The sequence below is a fragment of the Bartonella sp. MR168JLCBS genome, from assembly GCF_042194175.1.
On record NZ_JBHIMP010000002.1, the window covers coordinates 155,046 to 174,715 of the forward strand.

Sequence of the window (19,670 nt, forward strand, 5' to 3'; positions counted from 1 at the left end):
CATAATAAAATAATGGAGATACGTTTTATGAAGATACTCGTTATTGAAGATGATCATGAGACGGGGCATTATCTCGAAAAGGCTTTTTTGGAAGTAGGGCATTCTGTTGATGTTGCTTATGATGGGGATACGGGATACGCTTTAGCGACCACGGAAAATTATGACGTTATGGTTGTTGACCGAATGCTTTTGCATCGTGATGGCCTTTCTATTATTGCTGAATTGCGCGCTAAAGGCAATGAAACACCGGTTCTTATCCTTTCGGCTTTAGGGCAAGTTAATGATCGTGTAACGGGGTTGCGTGCAGGGGGAGATGATTATTTGACAAAGCCTTATGCTTTTTCTGAACTTCTTGCGCGTGTTGAAGTTTTACAACGGCGGAAAAATCCTAAAGAAGCAGAAACTGTTTATTGTGTAGGTAATCTTGAACTTGATCGGCTAGCACATACGGTAAAACGGGGTGATAGAAACATCCTATTGCAACCACGAGAGTTTCGTTTACTTGAATATTTGATGCGCTATGCGGGGCAGGTTGTTACACGCACTATGCTTTTGGAAAATGTTTGGGATTACCATTTTGATCCACAAACGAATGTCATTGATGTCCATATCTCCCGTTTGAGAGCCAAAATTGAAAAAGATTTTGATGTTCCCCTTCTCCATACCGTGCGTGGAGCTGGATATATGCTGAAAGCACCAGATAACAAAGCATGAATCGTTTGATTAATATAATGCGCACGACGGCGCTAAGGCTTTCAGCACTTTATATTTTATTGTTTGGCTTGGTGGCAACAGGGCTTTCTATTTATATGACGGCATTTTCTGCTTCATTGTTAACAGAGCAAACTGAACAGGCTTTACATGAAGAATTAAAGTATATTGAAAATGCTTATAATTATGGGGGATTATCCTTATTAATGCGCACTATTGATTATCGTTCAAGACAACCAGGAGCATTTCTTTATCTTGTCACGGATTCTATGGGGCGTATTTTAGCAGGAAATGTAGCACGTATTGAATTAGGTCTTTTGAATCAGAGTGGTTTTATTTCTACCTCTTTTTTGTATTCTCGTTTTGGAGAACATGGCAAAACAAGTGAACATCGCGCTTTGGCGGTTATTGTTGATTTACCTAATGCTATGAAGATTCTTATAGGACGCGATTTGGATGAGCCAGAACGTTTTGCAGTGGTTATTCGTAAAGCTGTGATCATTGCACTTGCTGCAATGGTTGGAGGCGCTTTACTCATATGGTTTTTTGTTGGCAGGAGAGCTTTACAAAGGATTGATCATGTAACGGCTGCATCACAGCGCCTGATGGATGGTGATTTCAGTGGGCGTTTACCTGTTTCTGGAGTAGGGGATGAGTTTGATCGATTGTCAACTAATCTTAATGTTATGTTAGACCGCATTGAAGAGTTAAATATTGGTTTACGTCAAGTATCAGATAATATTGCTCATGATCTGAAAACGCCGTTAACGCGTCTTAGAAATCGCGCTGAAGAAGCGCTTTCAGGAAATAAGACAAAGCTTGAATATCGTCAGGTCCTTGATAGGGTTATTGCAGAATCAGATCAACTTATTTGTACGTTCAATGCGATTTTAATGATTTCACGTATTGAGGCCAGCAGTGCAATTGAGCATCTTGAAATGATGAATATGAAACTGATCCTTGAAGATGCTGTTGAGATTTACGAACCTTTTGCTGAAGAGTCAGGTGTTTTACTTCGGTTGGGGAATATATTTGATAAAGAGCTTAAGTTGAATCGTGAGCTTGTTGCACAATCAATTTTTAACCTTATAGATAATGCCATTAAATATGCTTCTAAAGGTAAAAGGAAAGCGGAGGTTTGCTTATCAATGGAATATCGTGATGAACATTTGTTAGTTGTTGTGAGTGATAATGGACCAGGAATAGCAGAGGATAAACTTGAAAAAGTGACAGAACGATTTGTTCGTCTTGAAGAAAGCCGTACACAACCTGGGTTTGGGATTGGTTTAAGTATAGCAAAAGCAGTTATGAAGCTTCACGGGGGTGAATTGTTACTTGAAAATGCAAATCCAGGGCTTAGGGCTGTTTTGTTATTTCCTTAAAGACATTTTTCTTCACTTTTCTCTTTTCATACGTAACAACTATTTTAAAAGTATAAAGCAATAGAAAGGAAGGCAAAATGCTTTTCAAGGGAGCGCAGACGAAACAAGCTTTTTTAAAAACACAGCTTCTCCCTTTATGCCCTCTCGATAAAAGTGGTTCCCAATGGTTAAAAGACATGGAAGAACAAGCACGGAAAGAAGGTTTAGAATCGCTTGTTTCCCTTATTTCAGAGAGTGGAACGCAGATAGTTTTTATCAGTTCGGTTATGACCTTATCTCCTTTTTTGCGTGAGGTTTTAATTGCCAATCCATCATATCTTAGTGCTTTATTAAATGTTGATATAGAAACAAGGCTGAGCGAAATTATAGATGATATTACGGCTATTGATAAGGATGAATCTATAAATGAAACTTCATTGATGGCTGCTTTAAGGCGCAAAAAACGAGAAGCGCATGTTCTCATTGCTTTAGCTGATTTGAGTGGTGTTTTTACTTACGAAGTTTCATGTGTTTGGTTGACACGTTTGGGCGAAGCAGCATTAAGTGTAGCGCTGCGTTTTCTATTAAGAGAAGCGCATGATCATGGTAAGATCAATTTATTAAGCCGTGAAAATCCAGAAAAAGACTGTGGTTTAATTATTTTAGGGATGGGAAAATTAGGAGCAGGGGAACTTAATTATTCTTCTGATATTGATCTTATTGTTTTCATTGATGAAACATCACCTCATATTGGTAATCTTTCTGAAAGTGTTGACGTATTTTCTAAAATGGTACGCCGATTAATCCGTATCATTCAAGAACGCACTGCGGAAGGATATGTTTTTCGTCTTGATTTTCGGCTTCGTCCAGATCCAGGATCAACTCCTTTGGCTCTACCAGTAAGGACTGCCTTGCGGTATTACGAAGGGCGTGGGCAAAATTGGGAACGAGCAGCCATGATTAAAGCACGTCCAGTTGCTGGCGATAAGAGGGCAGGTTTTAACTTTCTTAAAGAGCTTTTTCCCTATGTGTGGCGGAAATATTTAGATTACGCTGCTATTGCTGATATTCATTCGATCAAACGTCAAATTCATGCGCATAAAAATTACGGTCAAATTGCAGCTTATGGGCATAATATAAAGTTAGGTCGTGGTGGTATTCGTGAGATTGAGTTTTTTGTTCAGACACAACAGCTCATTGCTGGTGGGCGTTTTCCTCAATTACGTGGACGCCAGACAGTTGCAATGTTAGCAGAACTTCACACGCTTGGTTGGATCAGTGAGAAAACCAGAAATAGCCTTATAAAAAGTTATGCTTTTCTTCGAAATGTGGAACATCGTATTCAGATGCTTTTCGATGAACAAACACACCTTCTTCCAAATGATATTGCTCAATTCACAAGTGTTGCCTATTTAATGGGTTATCAAGACAGCAGCAGTTTTATCCGTGATTTATTAAAAACACTTCAGGTTGTTGAAAAACATTATGCAGCACTGTTTGAGAATGAGCAAGAACTTGGTTTAGAAATTGGTAATTTAGTTTTTACAGGTGAAGAAGATGATCCGGAGACATTAATAACGTTAAGCCGTTTAGGCTTTGAAAGAGCAAGTGATATTTGTCGTATTATGCGTACTCTCCATTGTGGTCGTTATAAAGCAACGCAATCAGCCGAAGCACGCGAGAGATTAACGGAATTAACACCAGCTCTTTTGAAAGCTTTTGGTGGGACAAAACGAGCTGATGAGGCGATGTTGCGTTTTGATAGTTTTTTACAGGGCTTACCTTCAGGAATTCAGCTTTTTAGTCTTTTGCAGTCTAATCCCTCTCTTTTGGATATGCTTGTCCTTATTATGGGCGCTGCTCCACGTCTTGCAGAAATTATTACACGCAGATCCCATGTTTTTGATGGAATGTTAGATCCGAATATTCTTTCAGAATTACCAACAAAAACGTATTTAGAAAAACGGCTTGAATATTTTCTTGAAAATATCTTTCCTTATGAGGAAATTCTCGATCATTTAAGAATTTTTGCAGATGAACAACGTTTTTTGATTGGTATTCGAATTTTGAATGGTGCAATTACAGGAGAAAGAGCGGGTTTTGCTTTTACTGCGCTTGCTGATCTTATGATTACAAAAACATTTGCTGCCGTTCAAGAGGAATTTTCTCGTCTTCATGGTAGTGTTAAAGGGGGGCGTGTTGGCATATTGGGTATGGGGAAGCTTGGAAGTCGCGAATTGACGGCAGATTCCGATGTTGACCTCGTTTTGCTTTATGAACACGATGATGATGCAGAAATATCTGATGGAGAAAAGCCTCTTTATATCTCTCAATATTATACGCGTTTAGCACAGCGCCTCATTTCTGCTTTATCCACTCTTACAAGCCAAGGTGTTCTTTATGTCGTTGATTTAAGGTTACGGCCGTTAGGCAATAAAGGACCTGTTGCTGTTTCTTTTCCATTTTTTAAAAAGTATTATCGCCAAGAAGCATGGATATGGGAATATCTTGCTTTAACAAGGGCTCGAGGCATTGCAGGAGATCCTGATTTTTTACAAAAGCTAGAAAATGAAGTGTGTGCAATTATTGCTATTTCTCGTGATAAGAAGGAAGTTGCAAAAGAAGTATGTGAAATGCGTTCCTTGATTGCAAAAGAAAAGCCGCCAAAAAATCAATGGGATTTAAAAACGATGTCTGGTGGCATTATGGATTTGGAGTTTATTGCTCAATTTTCTCTTATTACGCATGTCATTGAGTTTCAAATTGGAGCAACAACAGCTGATATTTTAGATCACTTACCAAACAGTTTTCTTAATCAGTCATGTATTGCTGATTTACATTATGCCTATCGTCTTTATACAAATTTGAGTCAAATTATACGGCTTTGCTTAAATGATTCTCTTGATCCCAATAATATGCCACCTGGATTAAGTGACCTTTTGTTAAATAGTGTTGGGGAACCTGATTTGCTTCGTGTTGAAAAGTTAATTGCAGAAACTGGGCAATTGGTCTGTTCAGTTTTTACAAAAATCATGAAACATTAAAATAATTCTATAAGAATAATAAAAATTATTAATTCCATTTTTATATATTAATTTTTGTCTTTTATTTCATTACACGCTTGAGAGGGTTAGAGTGAAGTTCTCTACTGATTTCTCAAGTGTGATGAAAAAAATTCTCTGTTAAATGTGCCATTCTAGGTGTCATTCTTTATACAAAAAGCGATGAGTGACGAGATTAGTGAATGATATTCTTTATGAATCTTATCTCCTGTATATGAAAAAGCATATGGGTCATTTATTAAGCAGCAGTATATCAGATACATTTATGAATTAAGAGATATTCAACACAAGAATATATGCAAGAGTATTTTGATCGTACAGATTTATATAAAAACTTATAGAGATTATGTCTCATTACACTAATAATACCAACATATTGAAATCAATATGATAAAAATCTTTATTGATTACATACCTCATTTTTTCAAAAAAATGACATTATAATTATTTGTATAATTATGGATAATAATGATTAATATGAAGCTATAAAAGATAATATGTAATAATTAATGGAAATACAAAGCATATTTAAAGTTTTTTATAATATTATTTATTAAAACTACTTTTATTTTTTTGTAACTGTGTCATTTTTGCTATAGATTTTTTAAAAAAAATGTGAAACGATTTACTATTATTTATGTATCACATTAGCTTTTAGGGGAGCAATTATGATTACAAAGTATTTAGTCTCAACATCTATCTTTTCTTTAATTTCAATTTCTGTAGTACAAGCGGCGGATGTCATTACTCCTGAACAGCCTGTTCCTGTTATTGCAGTTCCTGCTTTTTCTTGGACAGGATTTTATCTTGGAGGACAGATTGGTAGCTTTTCAGGTAAAACAACTGCAAGTTATTTAAAAGATGAGACGGGGATATGGAATCCAATTGGAAAGGAGGATTTACCTAAACTTTCTGGTTTTATAGGGGGAGTTTATGCAGGTTCCAATATTGATATCGATAATGGTTTTATTATAGGTATTGATACGGATATTATGTGGTCTGATAAAAAGAGTACAAAAGATATTAATCGACCAAAAAAAAGTCAAACTGAAGAAGCTTCTTCAGAAGAAACAAATCTAACAAGAGATTCTCATGAGGAGGATTCGGCAATACCTATTGAAGCTGTACGCCATACTTTAAAACAAAAATGGGCTGGTGCTACGCGGGTGAAAGTTGGTTTTGCGATTGAGCGTGTGATGCCTTATGTTTCTGGAGGGGTTGCTTATACGCAGCTTCAGAATATTTTTGGGTTAGTTGCTGATAGCAACAACAGAGCAGTTAATTTTTCTGATTGGTTGCATGACGAAAAAAAGACCATGATTGGTTATACCCTCGGGGGTGGTGTTGATTTTGCAATGACTGATAATGTTATTGTGCGTGCAGAATACCGTTATTCAGATTTTGGTAAAAAGAAGTTCGTGCATGATAAATTTGAAATGGGCTACAAGACAAACGATTTCCGCGTAGGTGTAGCTTATAAATTTTAAATTTTTGCAGAATTAAAAATTCAAAAGTCTCATTTTCGAATGAGGCTTTTATTTTTTAGATATGTGCTGGAAAATATCCTTCACTCAAAAGAGCTACTATTTTATTCGAACAATACTTTGATTTGTAAATATAATTTACCTTTTTATGTTGAGTGAGAGCCCCAAGTATCATAAGATTTTCTCATTTTTAACCTATACCATGTTGAACCAATCAAAACCATGTTTTTTGTACGTCAAAGGAGGGAGAGCCGTGAGATAAAAAACATTAAAGAAAGAATAAAAATGCCTCTTATGAACCATCTCAAGTGCCAAAGGCTGTCGCTAGATTGGGGGTGGCAAAGTGTGAGATTTGATACTAGTTTGCTTTTTCATAAATGTAAAGATGGTGCTACTAAATGGACTTATCATCACATTATTCATAGGTGCCATGGGGAAATGGATTTGGGTGCTTTAAAAGATGCTTTTTTAACAAACACATGAATTGGCAACTTAATGGCGTTTTGTTTTATTTGAAATACCTTTCATACAATCGACTTTTCTGTTTTTCGTTATCGTAAAATATTTTATTTAATATTATAAATAATAATTTATAGTAATAAAATAATTATAAAGAGTATTATAAAGTGATTTATAGGAAAAATAGATAGAAAATTAGAAATTTATCGAGACATAAAAAACATTGTTACCTATGCCTGTTATCGAAATAGAATCTATAATTTTTTATAAATCTTTTAAATGTACGATAATAAATGTCGAGTGAAATAAGAGAGAATAATTTCAAATCTATTTACGATAAATCAATCAGCATCGTTTGTTTATCAATTACAAATAGGTTGGGTTATTGAAATTATATACTTTAGTTATTATTGGGATTTTTTAGTCATTGATTTTCAGGTATAGAAGCTGAATAAGCTTCTCTATTATTCTATAAAATATCATCACTGTAGTGATATAAGGATTTTATGCATTAGATGCTTTTGGAGGAGTGTATGATGAAATTCAAGGCGGGATTTGTGTGTAGAGCTTTGTGAAGCAAATCACATGCACAATTAGCAGGTGGAATCCGTGCGACAAGAATCTGGATTATTTATAGATCAGGTGTGGTAGAAATTTTCGTCCTTTAGGACGGGAAGGAAGTAAACCAATGAGTTTGTAAAGCCAGTCATATAAGAGGGGTAGCAGATGGAATTCTCTGAGAGAAATTGATTTATCGACAGAGAAAGTGGAACTTTGTCGTTTAAAGAGAAATAAGAATTATGATTTCCAAAGGGATATGAAATAAAAATACTTTCGTTTTTGGTTGTTTTGGCAACTATGAAGGTGTTTAAAGATTAATTGTTTCAGTACATGCAATCTCGTTTTGGGGGGTTATAATGCTATAACGTTGCAATTGGCAGTGCCATTGATTTTGTAAGCGTTCAATGGAAAATAAATTAAAGCCTGCGGGTGGTTTTTTATCACCAAAAGCTTGTGATGCGGAAGGAACACCAACAATAGGAATTTTTTTTATAGGTCCTTCAATGTAATTCAATGTAGGTAAATGAGTATGTCCGTGAAGAATAAGTTCGCAACCGTGATATTTGATAACGTCTAGAAAACGTTTTATATCTCGTAGTTTTTTATGCCAAGATGTTGCCTTGGGAAAGGGGGGATGGTGAATCATGACGACACGAAAAAGGTTACGCTGTGCTGCTTCCTTTAAAAAGAGTGGTAAAGTTTGCGCTTGTATTTTACCAAAATAACCAGAAGCTTGAAAAGGTGGTGTCGCGATGGCTGAAGAAGTTGCTATAATGGCGACATTTTTGCGAATGCGCATATAAGGAAAAAGAAAGGCGCTTTTTTGAGGGACGTCACCTGTGATCCAAGGTTTAAAAAGAGTACATGCTTTTTGGAAAGCACCGCGGACATAGGCGTCATGATTTCCAAATGTCAAGGAAATATCTTGAGGTTGTCCTAAGTTAAGTAGCCAACGATGTGCTTGTTCAAATTCCTTATCTAGAGCAAGATTCACAAGATCACCAGAGATCACAAGATGATCAGGTTTTTTTTTGTTTAAGGCATCTATTAAAGTTTCTAGGACATTTGTTACCATTTGACTCTTACGTTTTCTTTGCCAATTCAGATAACCGGTAAGACGCTTTCCAGAAAGTTCAAAAAGGGAAGGTTGCGGGAGAGGGGAAAGATGTACATCCGATATATGGGCAAGATAAAACATAAAAGCTCGTAGAGTATTAAAAATGATTTAGAGCATAAGCATAAGATAAGTTGATACTTAAAGGCAAGAAGGATTGTAAAATGAAAAATAGCTTGTTGAAAATATGAGAAAATTCTTTGAAGAATTAACGCTGTATTGTATTTTTTATGAAAAGAGCAACATAATACAACATATCATTCTTGGCAATTGATATGTCTTTTGTATGATGGGATAGACTTTAAAATGATGATCATAAAGTTTTAAGACTTTTAAATAGCTTTTATACGACTACACATTATCATAAAAAATCTAATTATTCAGTATAAAATGCAAAAGAATGTATTGTATTTATCAGGAATTTTTACGGTTTTGGGCTGCCATGTATTGCTTTTAATGGGAGATTTTTTCACGCAAAACAGAACGATTCAAGAGGAATATCCCAAATAAAATATCATTGTGCTGTACATTCATATATTTGTTTTGAAGAGATATTTCCCAGTGCGCTTGATTCCATTTCACGAAAGTTCTCAATACTATGAAAAGCCCCGTTTATAAGGCTTATTATGCGCCACCATTTTACATTTATACAAGGTGCAAAGTAAAACCATTATACTATTCCCCTCCCAATTTTGTGAAAATCCTTGCTTTAAGAGGATTCATAAGAGGTACTTTACTCTTTTCTTCAATGGTTTTTATTCATACAGACCTCTTTTAATGATGTGCAAGCGAGTGATTTTAATTAATTTAATATAGAAAGTATTACAAAAAAGAAAAATCCTACAGGGAATAATGACTCAATATGACTATAATGATAAATTATCATTATAGATCAATGTTTTTATCTAATTGTAAAAGACAAGAAAATACACAAAAAAATAAGCTAAATTTTAAGACTATTATACGAAATTTCAGATTTTTCAACGGCTTTCACGATACCACATGCTGCTCAACAGTAAAAGGCAAGCAAGCAGCGCCAAGAAACCAGAAAATATCGAAAAATAAAAGGTATTAATTAAACGGGTTTCTGTCGCTTCTTTCAGAATAATTGAATGTGCTGGGGAAGAAGACGGGTTTATTTTTGATTGAATCAGCTTGAATGGAGGAAGATGAATGTTTTCTTTTCCCTCAGGATGTAACCGTCCGATATAACCACCGGTGTGTTTAATAATGGGGGCTAGTTTTTCTTGTGTTGAAATTAAGTCAAACAATTCAAGATTATCGAGCATCCCTACAGAAGAAAGTATTGTTAAATCGCCATTTTTAATGGTAAAAATTCCTGTTTCATTAGTGGTCCCAGTTGCGCTGAAGAGACCTTCTTGCTCTTTGGTGAGAGTGATATGTTCTTTTTTTCCAGAAGGAAAGGTTATTTCAGCGGGTTCTGGATGGTCTTTTAGAGTTTGGCGGTGAATTGTTAAATGATGATGGCTGCTAGTTGCACTTAATTTTTCTTCCTCAAGCTCTGGTTCTTTCATGAGCCAATGGGCAATACGACGATAAAGAGCTGCATAAGGACCGCCGCCTTCGAAACCTCGTGCCCAAAGCCAACTTTCATCGGAGAGCAACATGCCTACACGTCCTTTATCAACATGCGCGAGAAGTAAAAGTGGTTGTTCATTGGCTCCTTTCATGAGGGCGATTCCGTTATTTATGTTTTGAATAGCGATTTGTCGCAACCATTGCCCCCATTGAGAAGCTGGAAGGTTAAGTGTTGCAAGGCCCCTTGTGACAGGATGGCGTTCACCTTCTTTGGTTAATGTGGGGCGAAAAGGCTTTTCAATAATAGTTCCATTGGGCAATGCCGGTAGAATGCTTATTAAAGGTGTTTTCGCAAGTGAGTTGTTTTTTGTAAATTCAGGTCCTGTTACCATCAGCAATGCACCCCCCTTTTGTACATATTGGGCGATATAATCATAATAGATTAAGGGTAGGGCAGCAGAGTGCTGGTAGCCATCAAGGATAATGAGATCAAAGTTATTAATCTCTTCAACAAAGAGTTTTCTTGTCGGAAAGACCACCAAGGATAATTGGCTTAAGGGCGTATTATCTGCTTTGGTGGGAGGACGTAAAATAGTAAAGTGAACAAGATCAATATTGGAGTCACCTTTCAAAAGGTCTCGCCATGTCCGTTCTCCATTATAAGGAGCACCTGAAATAAGAAGAACGCGTAAATTTTCTCTGATTCCTTCAATGATTGTTATGGCGCGGTTGTTTTCAAAGCTTAGTTCACCTTTGTGTGGATCGGTTATCACTTGGATAATATTTTTTTCAGCATGAGGAAGGGTAATTTCAGTTTGAAAAATCACGCCAGGAGTTACAGAATAATGGCCAATGTTTTGTCCATTGACGCTTAGTGTAATATTTGCTTTCTGTGGTATTGTTTTTTTGGCGGGGCCTTTATCTTCTACCAAAATGGAGAGCGTTTGTGGTTTGTTGACAAGGGCAAAGCGTGGAGGAGAAATAAACTTGATTTGGCGATCAAATTCATCTGAGTGTCCTGTAATCAGAGCATTGAGAGGTGCTTTATGATGAAGGTCTGAAATGGAAGGGATGTCATGTACTTGTCCATCGGTGATAAAAATGGTTCCTGCATAACGAGAGGACGGCACATCAGATACTGCTTGTGTTAAAGCATCAAACAAATTCGTTGAGGGCGCATACTGATTATCAGCAAGTTTTCCAGCTTCAATAAAGCGTGGTTCAAATTGTGGATAATGCGCCAATGCTTGCGTTAATTGCGCGCGCGCTTCATCACTATCGTTTGTACGTGTTCCAAATGTTTGGCTTTTGCTGCGGTCAATGACAATACCTACTGTGCTTTTCAGTGGTTCGCGCTGTTCTTTTATGATCATTGGATTGAGCAAAGCAAGGATGAGGGCGCTTAATGCCATCAGACGAAATAAAGAACCTTGACGTTGCGTAACAAGACCAACAACGACAAAAAGCATCGATATTCCACTTAAGAACAGAATCCAAATGAGTGGTAAAAAAGGCTGAAAAGTGAAAAATGATATCATTGCCTTCTTTCTCTTTTAAAGCGTTCCAAGAGTGCTGGAACATGAACTTGGTCCGCTTTATAGTTTCCTGTAAGAACATAAAGGACAATATTTAAACCTGCACGAAATGCCCATAGACGTTGCATTGGATCATTGGGAACAAGGGGATATTTCCATGTCCCTTTTTCATCCAGTGCCCAAGCACCGGCAAAGTTATTGGCGGTGATGAGAAGAGAACTTACATTATCACCGCTAGCAAGAGAATTTTTATTTTTTTTGTTTGTTGATGAGGATTCAATCCATAAAGGTGAACCACGGTAGAGACCAGGAAAATCTGGCATAATATAAAAAGAACGTGCAACAACATGATCCGTTGATGCTGGCTCAATGGATGGAATATTTAACTCTTTTAAGATATCTCGTAATCGTTGCGTTTCTGGAGTGGCATCTCCTTCAAGATTAAGATTGCTCTTTATCTGATCGCGTGTGTCAAATAAAATTGTTCCCCCATGTTTCATAAAGTTATTTATTTTTTCAAGACTTTTGGGAGTAGGTATAGGACTCTTAACATCAATTGGCCAGTAAATAAGAGGATAAAAAGAGAGTTCATCTTTATCGAGATTAAGTGCTGTAACAGAGCCTGGGGTAAGCATTGTACGTTCTGCGATAAATTGACTTAACGCTTCTAGACCACTTTTACTCGTTGTATCAATTTCATGATTATTGGTTATAACATAGGCAAGATGTGTTGCACCAGCAGCTTGTACACTATCATGATGATTTTCTTTCGTTTGTGCATAAAGAGTTGGATCATATGAAAACAAGGCAATAAGACTTATAAAAGGGAGGAGAAACATATTACGCCGTTTCATGAAAGAAAAAATATCTCCCATCCATAAAATGAGAAAATTGTCAAAGGCGAATAATAAGATGGCTAATCCTAAAAGTGGACCGATAAGATTTTTTTCTTTTGTATCGTAAGATAAAGGGCTTTTATTAAGAGAAGTTGGCAATGATGATTGTTTCATCAAGTGCGACGAACGAGTTAAGAGATTGAGTGCATAAAAATCGCTTTTGACACCATAAAGTCCTGGGGGAGTATTATAGGAAGGATGGGGTGGATTTTGAGAGTCAAAGACCAGTGGAACAACATGAGAGGGCGGTACTTGTAATTGTCCGTCAGCGGTTATGGTTCGCCACGGGTTTTGTACCATTGTTCTTTTTTCTCTGTGTGTTAGGTTTGTGTTTTCGTTAGACCCTAATGTGATTAGTTTTTGCAACATTTGTGCAAAAAAGCCAGAAAGAGGAAGATTAGACCATGTGGGGTCAGGAGCAACATGAATGAGAATGAGGGTTCCTTTACCACGTTTTGCTGCGGTAATAAGAGGGGTCCCATCCGAAAGGCTAAGCCACGTTTTTTCAAAAAGATCTGGGGTTGGTTCTGCGAGGATTTGGCGCGAGACAGTGACATCTTCTGGAAAAGGAAGATCAAAGAAAAAGCTATTTTTTGCAAAAGGGGCAAGCTTTTGTGGTTTCGTCCAAGACATAATACTTCCAAGGAAACGTTGCCCCTGACGTAGCGGTATCGGAAGGAGACTATCATAATGTTCTGCACTACTGAGTTTTTCTCCTGCAAAGCGGATGAGTGTTCCCCCTTTATTCACAAAATCAGAAAGTTTTTTTTCTGCTTTTTCAGGCATGTTAACCATGTCGCTCATAATGAAAACAGATGGATTTTGTTTAAGCAAATAATCAATATCCGTTGAAAGCTCTCTTCCACCGGCGGTTATAAGCTGTGTATATTTCTGTAATGCTTTGATAATGTAATAAAATGGAGAAAGTAAAGGCTGTGCCATTTCATTGGTATCGGGTGATAGAAGAGCAACACGGCTTATCTTGTTATGGCTGTCTACCAAGAAAGTTGCAGCAGCATGGTTTTGATTATTCATTTTTATCCAAGCGATATCATTACGTAGTTCAAGTGGCACATCAAAAGGAACAAGAGCTGTTGTTTCTCCTTCAGAGAAATTTTTCGTAAATTGACCGAGAAGTTGATTGTTTGAATCGTAGAGGTTGAGTGTAGCGGAAGTTTTGCCGTGTGTTGTTGAGCGGATAATACGCGCGACCATGCTTCCATCGTTATTTTCTACGGATGTTATGCCGATTAAATCGGAAATATCAGCCAAATACCATAAGAATTTTTCAGGTTTTAATTCTTCAAGCAAAGAAAAAGCTTGCTCATCTTCATTTGTTTGTAATCCATCACTTAAATAAGCAACATCAAGAGGTTTTCCTTTGGTTATTTTTCTGAGTTTTTTCAGTGCGTGCACACGGTTGACAGGCCAAGGACGCGGTTGCAAATGCATTAAATGCTGTTTTATAATCTTGGCGGGTTGCGGCTCTATATTGGAGATATCATTTTCAGCCGTTGCAATAAGATAAATATTTTTTTGCTGTTTTTCTACCTGAGCAAGGAGCATTTCAGCGATAGAGATGCGCTTTTTCCATTCTTTTACAGAAGCCCAACCATTATCAATAATGAGTGCAAGGGGTTGAGATCCGGAAAAGCTGATTGGTTTTTGATCCCACGTGGGGCGTGCTAACGCTATGATAACAAGTGCCGCTATGGTTAAACGCAACAAGAGCAACCACCAAGGTGTATGTTTTGCTGTTTCCTGCTGATGAGTTGGTTTGGGTAAGAAGCGTAACGGAGGAAAAAGCTCTTTACGCGGAGATGGAGGAGTTATCCGCAACAGCCACCAAATGATCGGTAGGAACAAAAGCCCTAGTAACAGAAAGGGAGCAGCAAAACTCAAAGGGCCCTCCTTTTTTGCAATGGAGAGTCGCCCATTGTATTTGCAAGATGAAAAATGGTCTCTGTTAAAGGTTGATCCGTTTTACTAACGTGATAAGACCATCCTTGACGTGCGCAAAAATTTGCCAACTCTTGTCGCCTTGCGTGATATAGTTTACAATAGCTCTTACGAAGATCTTCTGCTTTTGTGGAAACATGTTTCTCTTTCGTTTCAGGATCAAAAAATTCTGTGTGACCTGCGTAGGGAAAGCTTTCTTCTGCGGGATCAGAAATTTCAATTAAATGAGCTGTCACCTGTTTTGTAGTTAAAACGGTTAAATGTTGGATGATTTTTTCAGGATAGTCGAGAAAATCACTCATTATAACGACATGTGAAAAGCGTGTAATCGTTGAAAAATCCGGAAATGAATTTTCATCTGAATGATTTTCTAAAGCAAAGGCTATTAGCTCTACGACATTGGATGTCATTGTGGGGGACATTAAGTTTGGAATAGCAATATGTTCGCCACTGCGAGCAAGAAGTGATGCTAGGGTAAGGGTAAGAATAATGGCATGATTACCTTTAGAGATTTTAGAAAAGCGCGAACAGTAATGCATTGATGCGCTCTGATCAGGACAGAGCCAAACGGTTTGTGTCATTTGCCATTCGTGTTCGCGGAGATATGTATTTTCATCACGCGCTGAGCGCCGCCAATCAATGCGGGTAATGGATTCTCCTTCAACATAGGGACGAAATTGCCAAAAGTTTTCCCCATTACCGCGTTTGCGTTGTCCATGCCATCCGGTTATCAGTGTATTAGCGATATGACGTGCTTGTAAAAGGAAATATGGCATTTTGCCAGTATCCTTATCCAGTTCATTTGCCAGCGACAATGGAGGCTTTTGTAAAACTTTTTTGCCAATAGCCATTCAAAGAGCATCTTTCACAAGGTTATTGATAATATCTTTTACAGTTACATCTTCAGCACGGGCAGAAAAATTAAGAGCCATGCGGTGTTGTAATACGGGATAGGCCAATGCTTCAACATCATCAAGTGAGGGGGCTAAGCGTCCATAATAAAGAGCACGGGCGCGAACACAAAGTGAAAGGGCTTGTGATGCCCGTGGACCAGGTCCCCAAGAAACATAAGTATTAGCAAGGCTATTGTCTTTATGAGGGCGAGTTGAGCGGACAATTTTTAAAATAGCTTCGATCACATTTTCTGAAAGAGGCATTTTGCGAACGATATTTTGAATTTTTTGCAATTTTTTGGCGGACAAAATTGGTTTTGCATTTGATTTCTTTTCTTTTGTTGTTTCTAAAATGATCCGTCGCTCTGTTGTGAGGTCAGGATAGTCAATATCGATTTGCATCAAAAAGCGATCCAGTTGTGCTTCAGGAAGTGGATAAGTCCCTTCTTGTTCGAGAGGATTTTGCGTTGCAAGAACATGAAAAGGTTGTGGCAAATCATAACGGATACCTGCAACAGTAACATGATATTCTTGCATAGCTTGTAAAAGGGCTGACTGTGTCCGTGGGGAAGCACGATTGATTTCATCGGCCATGAGAAGTTGCGTGAAAATAGGACCTTGAATGTACCGAAAAGAACGTTTACCGTCTTTATCGGAATCCATAATTTCAGAACCAATAATATCCGATGGCATTAAGTCAGGAGTAAATTGGATGCGTTTTTCATCAAGCCCTAAGACTGTTCCCAATGTTTCAACAAGACGTGTTTTTGCAAGTCCTGGAGCACCGACAAGAAGGGCGTGACCACCAGCAAAAATAGAGATTAAAGCATATTCGATTACCTGACTTTGCCCAAAAATAACTTTGTCAATTTCTTGTTGTAAAATATCCAATTCTTTGTGTGCCATATCAATATCATCAATAATGACTTGAGCCTCATGATTGATATTGACCTTTTTTACAGAATTGGATGATAGATCATGTTGACTCATATTTCTTCCTTAAGGCGTTTGTCGCAAAAATGGTAATTTTCTCTGCATGATAATGGATATTTTATTGTTTGTAACAGAAAATGAGAAGAAATGAAGTATCATATGCCATTTTTTTCATATTCGTATACAAGAAGAGAAAAGTTTTTTTTGGAAGGAATAGACGTGTTTTATAAGGGATGTCTTAAAAATTTTGTTTTATGAAGAGAGTTCTTTAAAGCAATGAAGACAACTTTTTTGAAAGGTTAAAGGGTGAATATAAGACAGGACTTCAAACAGGTTGCGTGGTTACAACAAAAGGATATCCAAACACTTCTTCGTGTTTTGTCTTTGGAGGGAGAAGAGGCGCGTATTGTAGGGGGAGCAGTGCGCAATCAACTGCTAGGGCAGCCTATTAGTGATATTGATATTGCAACAACTTGTTTGCCGCAACAGGTTATTACACGTGTAGAAGAAGCAGGATTTAAAGCTATTCCTACAGGGATTGCTTTTGGTACAATAACAGTAGTTGCTCATTCATGTTCTTATGAGGTTACAACGCTTCGCTGCGATATTGAAACAGATGGTCGTCATGCAAAAGTGGCATTTGGTCGTGATTGGAAAAAAGATGCTGAACGGCGGGATTTTACGATAAATGCGCTTTATTGTGATGCTGCTGGCAATCTTTATGATGATGTGGGAGGTTTGAGTGATATTGCTAGCCGAACAGTTCGTTTTATTGGGATTGCAGAAGATCGTATTTGCGAAGATTATTTGCGTATTTTACGTTTTTTTCGCTTTTTTGCATGGTATGGAGCAGGGCGACCTGATGTACAAGGATTGAAGGCATGTGTTAGTTTAAAACACGGTTTAAAAAAACTTTCTTCTGAACGTATTTGGGCAGAAATGAAAAAGCTTCTTGCGGCGTTTGATCCAACGCGTGCTCTTTTATGGATGCGACAAAGCAGAATTTTGGCACTTATTTTTCCTGAAACAGAACGATGGGGTATTGATGCAATTCACGCATTGGTGAAGACAGAATACGCTTTTGGTTGGAAAGTTGATCCATTGTTACGGCTAGAAAGCCTTCTTCCTCCTGACCCCATACGTCTTCATGAAATGGCACAGCGCTTGCATTTTTCCCATAAAGAAACAACACGATTAAAAGAATGGGCAGAGTTAGAAATAATAAACCAAAACTGTTCTGATCATTTTGTGCAAAAACTGATTTATTTTCATGGACGACAGCCAGTTTTAGATCAATTATCGTTGTCTGTCGCTGCATCACATCTCGATAATCTGGAAAAAAGTGATGCTTTGCAAAGAGCAGAGGATTATGTCAAGCTTCATCAGCTTGCCAAAAAATGGCAGATTCCAACTTTTCCCATTAATGGTAACGATTTAATAAAGAAAGGTTTTGCTAAAGGTGTGCTTTTAGGAAAAAAGCTTAAAGAGTTAGAAATGATATGGGTCGAAAGCGGATTTTTAATGGATCGTCATGCATTATTAGAAAAAATTGATTTATAATAATAATTCATTATTCGTCATGTGAAACAAGAGCTCCGAATATTGTAAGGTTATTTCAAACCTGTTCATATTACATCAATCAAAATTATAGCCTTACACGTTACAAGTGGGAAGCCGTGTGAGGAAAAATGATTACAGAGAGAAAAAATGTCTTTTATGAACCATCTCAAAGATAAGGATTCTCGAAAGTGAAAACGGATAAAGAGAATAATGATAGCGGTTTGCATTTTGTATGAGCATAAAGAGGGGGATGTCCAATGGATTTTTACTATGAGGAGTATTTAATCATTCATAGGTGGTGATATGAAATGGATGTGATGGGCACTAAGAAATGTTATTTTATCAGCACCTGATTGTTGGAAAATGATAAGTGTTATACGCTCTAACTGTTCTTTATATGTTGTATATTGTTTTTCGTGATAATTTATGAGTTTTTATAGGCATTCTGTAAGTTATTCCAAAAGTATTATTGAACTTTATGCGCTTTTAATTACTCATTATATTCTATAAAAAATATTTTTTTAATTATTTAAAACCATATTTCATGTATTTTTATTGTTCTATTAAAGATTTTAATGGAATTGTTGTGTTTTTATAGATTACAGTTTCTTTCATGATAACCAATTTGGCGTAATGCTTCTCCCGTTGTTATGGCTACGCACATGGCGAGATTTAGAGAGCGTGCCTGTGGTTGCATGGGAATTTTCAATGTGGAATCGGCCGTTTCATGAACATAATCGGGAACGCCAGCTGTTTCACGACCAAAAAGTAAAACATCATTTTTTTGATAGCATATCTGCGTATAGCATGTTTTTGCTTTTGTACTTAAAAGCAACAGACGGCGGTTAAAGTGTTTCATGGAGCTTATAAAATGTTGCCAATCAATGTGTCGTTCTAAGGAAGCATATTCGAGATAATCCAATCCTGCGCGTTTGAGATTACGATCCGACAGATTAAAGCCTGCGGGTTCAATAATGTGCACATGTAAACCAAAACAAGCGCTAAGACGTAAAATCGTTCCAGTATTACCAGCGATATCAGGTTGGAAAAGAGCTATATGAAGTGTCATGTTCTCTGTAATATGATTTTTCTTTCAACTTTGTAAAGAAGCGTTACAATTTATTCGAAAAATATGCTTTGAGAAATACATGTTTTTTTATGTTTTATTTTTATTCACTTTAAATTTCAGGGAAAAAGTTATGTACACAGGTTTGTTTGGGATAAGAGAGAATCTCCCTATTAGGGACTTCCTTTTATTGAGCGATACATGAAATGGATTGGCTCATTATGTTGAAAAGTGGGATATTTAATGAGGTTAGATCATCCATTTTAATGAAAATCAACAAAATATGCTTTTTATGCAAAAGCAGAAGCGGAAAAAATACTCATTCAACCAGTTGGAATTGAGGGAGGGAGAGATGCTGTAAATGTGTTAAAGAAATAACCGATAAGCTCAACTTATTTACTGAGATCTGGTCATAATAAGACTATGTTTCTTTCTTTAGGAGTGTTTATTTACACGCTATCTCCGTTTTTCACAGGCGGGGGAGTAATTTTGATTGATTAATATGAATAGGTTTGAAATGAAAGAAACTTACGGTGT

At 37.0% G+C, this 19,670-nt stretch carries 11 protein-coding genes; 5 read left to right on the plus strand and 6 right to left on the minus strand.

The window, feature by feature from the left end:
• Positions 1 to 27: 27 nt before the first annotated feature.
• From ACFIK8_RS02665 to ACFIK8_RS02680, 4 genes are all read left to right on the plus strand, one after another.
• Complete coding sequence (locus ACFIK8_RS02665; RefSeq protein WP_012754868.1) at positions 28 to 714, plus strand: response regulator transcription factor; 687 nt, start codon at positions 28 to 30, stop codon at positions 712 to 714.
• On the plus strand, positions 711 to 2,093 hold the full coding sequence (locus tag ACFIK8_RS02670) for an ATP-binding protein (RefSeq protein WP_375635733.1): 1,383 nt from the start codon (positions 711 to 713) through the stop codon (positions 2,091 to 2,093). The genes ACFIK8_RS02665 and ACFIK8_RS02670 overlap by 4 nt, the downstream gene beginning before the upstream one ends.
• Positions 2,094 to 2,170: 77 nt before the next feature.
• Positions 2,171 to 5,116 carry a bifunctional [glutamine synthetase] adenylyltransferase/[glutamine synthetase]-adenylyl-L-tyrosine phosphorylase gene (locus tag ACFIK8_RS02675; RefSeq protein WP_375635732.1) on the plus strand — a complete coding sequence of 982 codons (2,946 nt, stop codon included), beginning with the start codon at positions 2,171 to 2,173 and terminating at the stop codon, positions 5,114 to 5,116.
• 686 nt (positions 5,117 to 5,802) lie between these two features.
• Positions 5,803 to 6,621: an outer membrane protein gene (locus ACFIK8_RS02680; RefSeq protein WP_375644858.1), complete on the plus strand. Its 819-nt coding sequence runs from the start codon at positions 5,803 to 5,805 to the stop codon at positions 6,619 to 6,621.
• A 1,324-nt stretch (positions 6,622 to 7,945) separates the two neighbouring features.
• On the opposite strand, the gene ACFIK8_RS02685 is transcribed toward ACFIK8_RS02680, so the two are convergent.
• The 5 genes from ACFIK8_RS02685 to ACFIK8_RS02705 form a co-directional block, all read right to left on the minus strand.
• The gene (locus tag ACFIK8_RS02685) at positions 7,946 to 8,836 is read right to left on the minus strand and encodes a metallophosphoesterase family protein (protein ID WP_375635730.1); all 891 of its coding nucleotides are present in this window, start codon (positions 8,834 to 8,836) and stop codon (positions 7,946 to 7,948) included.
• 896 nt (positions 8,837 to 9,732) lie between these two features.
• Positions 9,733 to 11,829, minus strand: coding sequence for a glutamine amidotransferase (locus ACFIK8_RS02690; protein WP_375668944.1), 2,097 nt, complete (start codon positions 11,827 to 11,829; stop codon positions 9,733 to 9,735).
• Positions 11,826 to 14,624, minus strand: coding sequence for a DUF4159 domain-containing protein (locus ACFIK8_RS02695; protein WP_375668945.1), 2,799 nt, complete (start codon positions 14,622 to 14,624; stop codon positions 11,826 to 11,828). The genes ACFIK8_RS02690 and ACFIK8_RS02695 overlap by 4 nt, the downstream gene beginning before the upstream one ends.
• A complete protein-coding gene (locus ACFIK8_RS02700; protein ID WP_375635727.1) occupies positions 14,621 to 15,532 on the minus strand; it encodes a DUF58 domain-containing protein in 912 nt (303 codons plus the stop codon). Before ACFIK8_RS02700 ends, ACFIK8_RS02695 begins: the two co-directional genes overlap by 4 nt.
• Positions 15,533 to 16,564 carry an AAA family ATPase gene (locus tag ACFIK8_RS02705; protein WP_375635726.1) on the minus strand — a complete coding sequence of 344 codons (1,032 nt, stop codon included), beginning with the start codon at positions 16,562 to 16,564 and terminating at the stop codon, positions 15,533 to 15,535. It lies immediately after the preceding gene.
• 249 nt (positions 16,565 to 16,813) lie between these two features.
• On the opposite strand from ACFIK8_RS02705, the gene ACFIK8_RS02710 reads away from it, so the two are divergent.
• Complete coding sequence (locus ACFIK8_RS02710) at positions 16,814 to 18,067, plus strand: CCA tRNA nucleotidyltransferase (protein WP_375661286.1); 1,254 nt, start codon at positions 16,814 to 16,816, stop codon at positions 18,065 to 18,067.
• A gap of 592 nt (positions 18,068 to 18,659) precedes the next feature.
• Here ACFIK8_RS02710 and ACFIK8_RS02715 read toward each other — a convergent pair.
• Positions 18,660 to 19,136, minus strand: a complete 477-nt coding sequence (locus ACFIK8_RS02715) for a tRNA (cytidine(34)-2'-O)-methyltransferase (protein ID WP_375661287.1) — start codon at positions 19,134 to 19,136, stop codon at positions 18,660 to 18,662.
• Between the last annotated feature and the right edge of the window lie 534 nt (positions 19,137 to 19,670).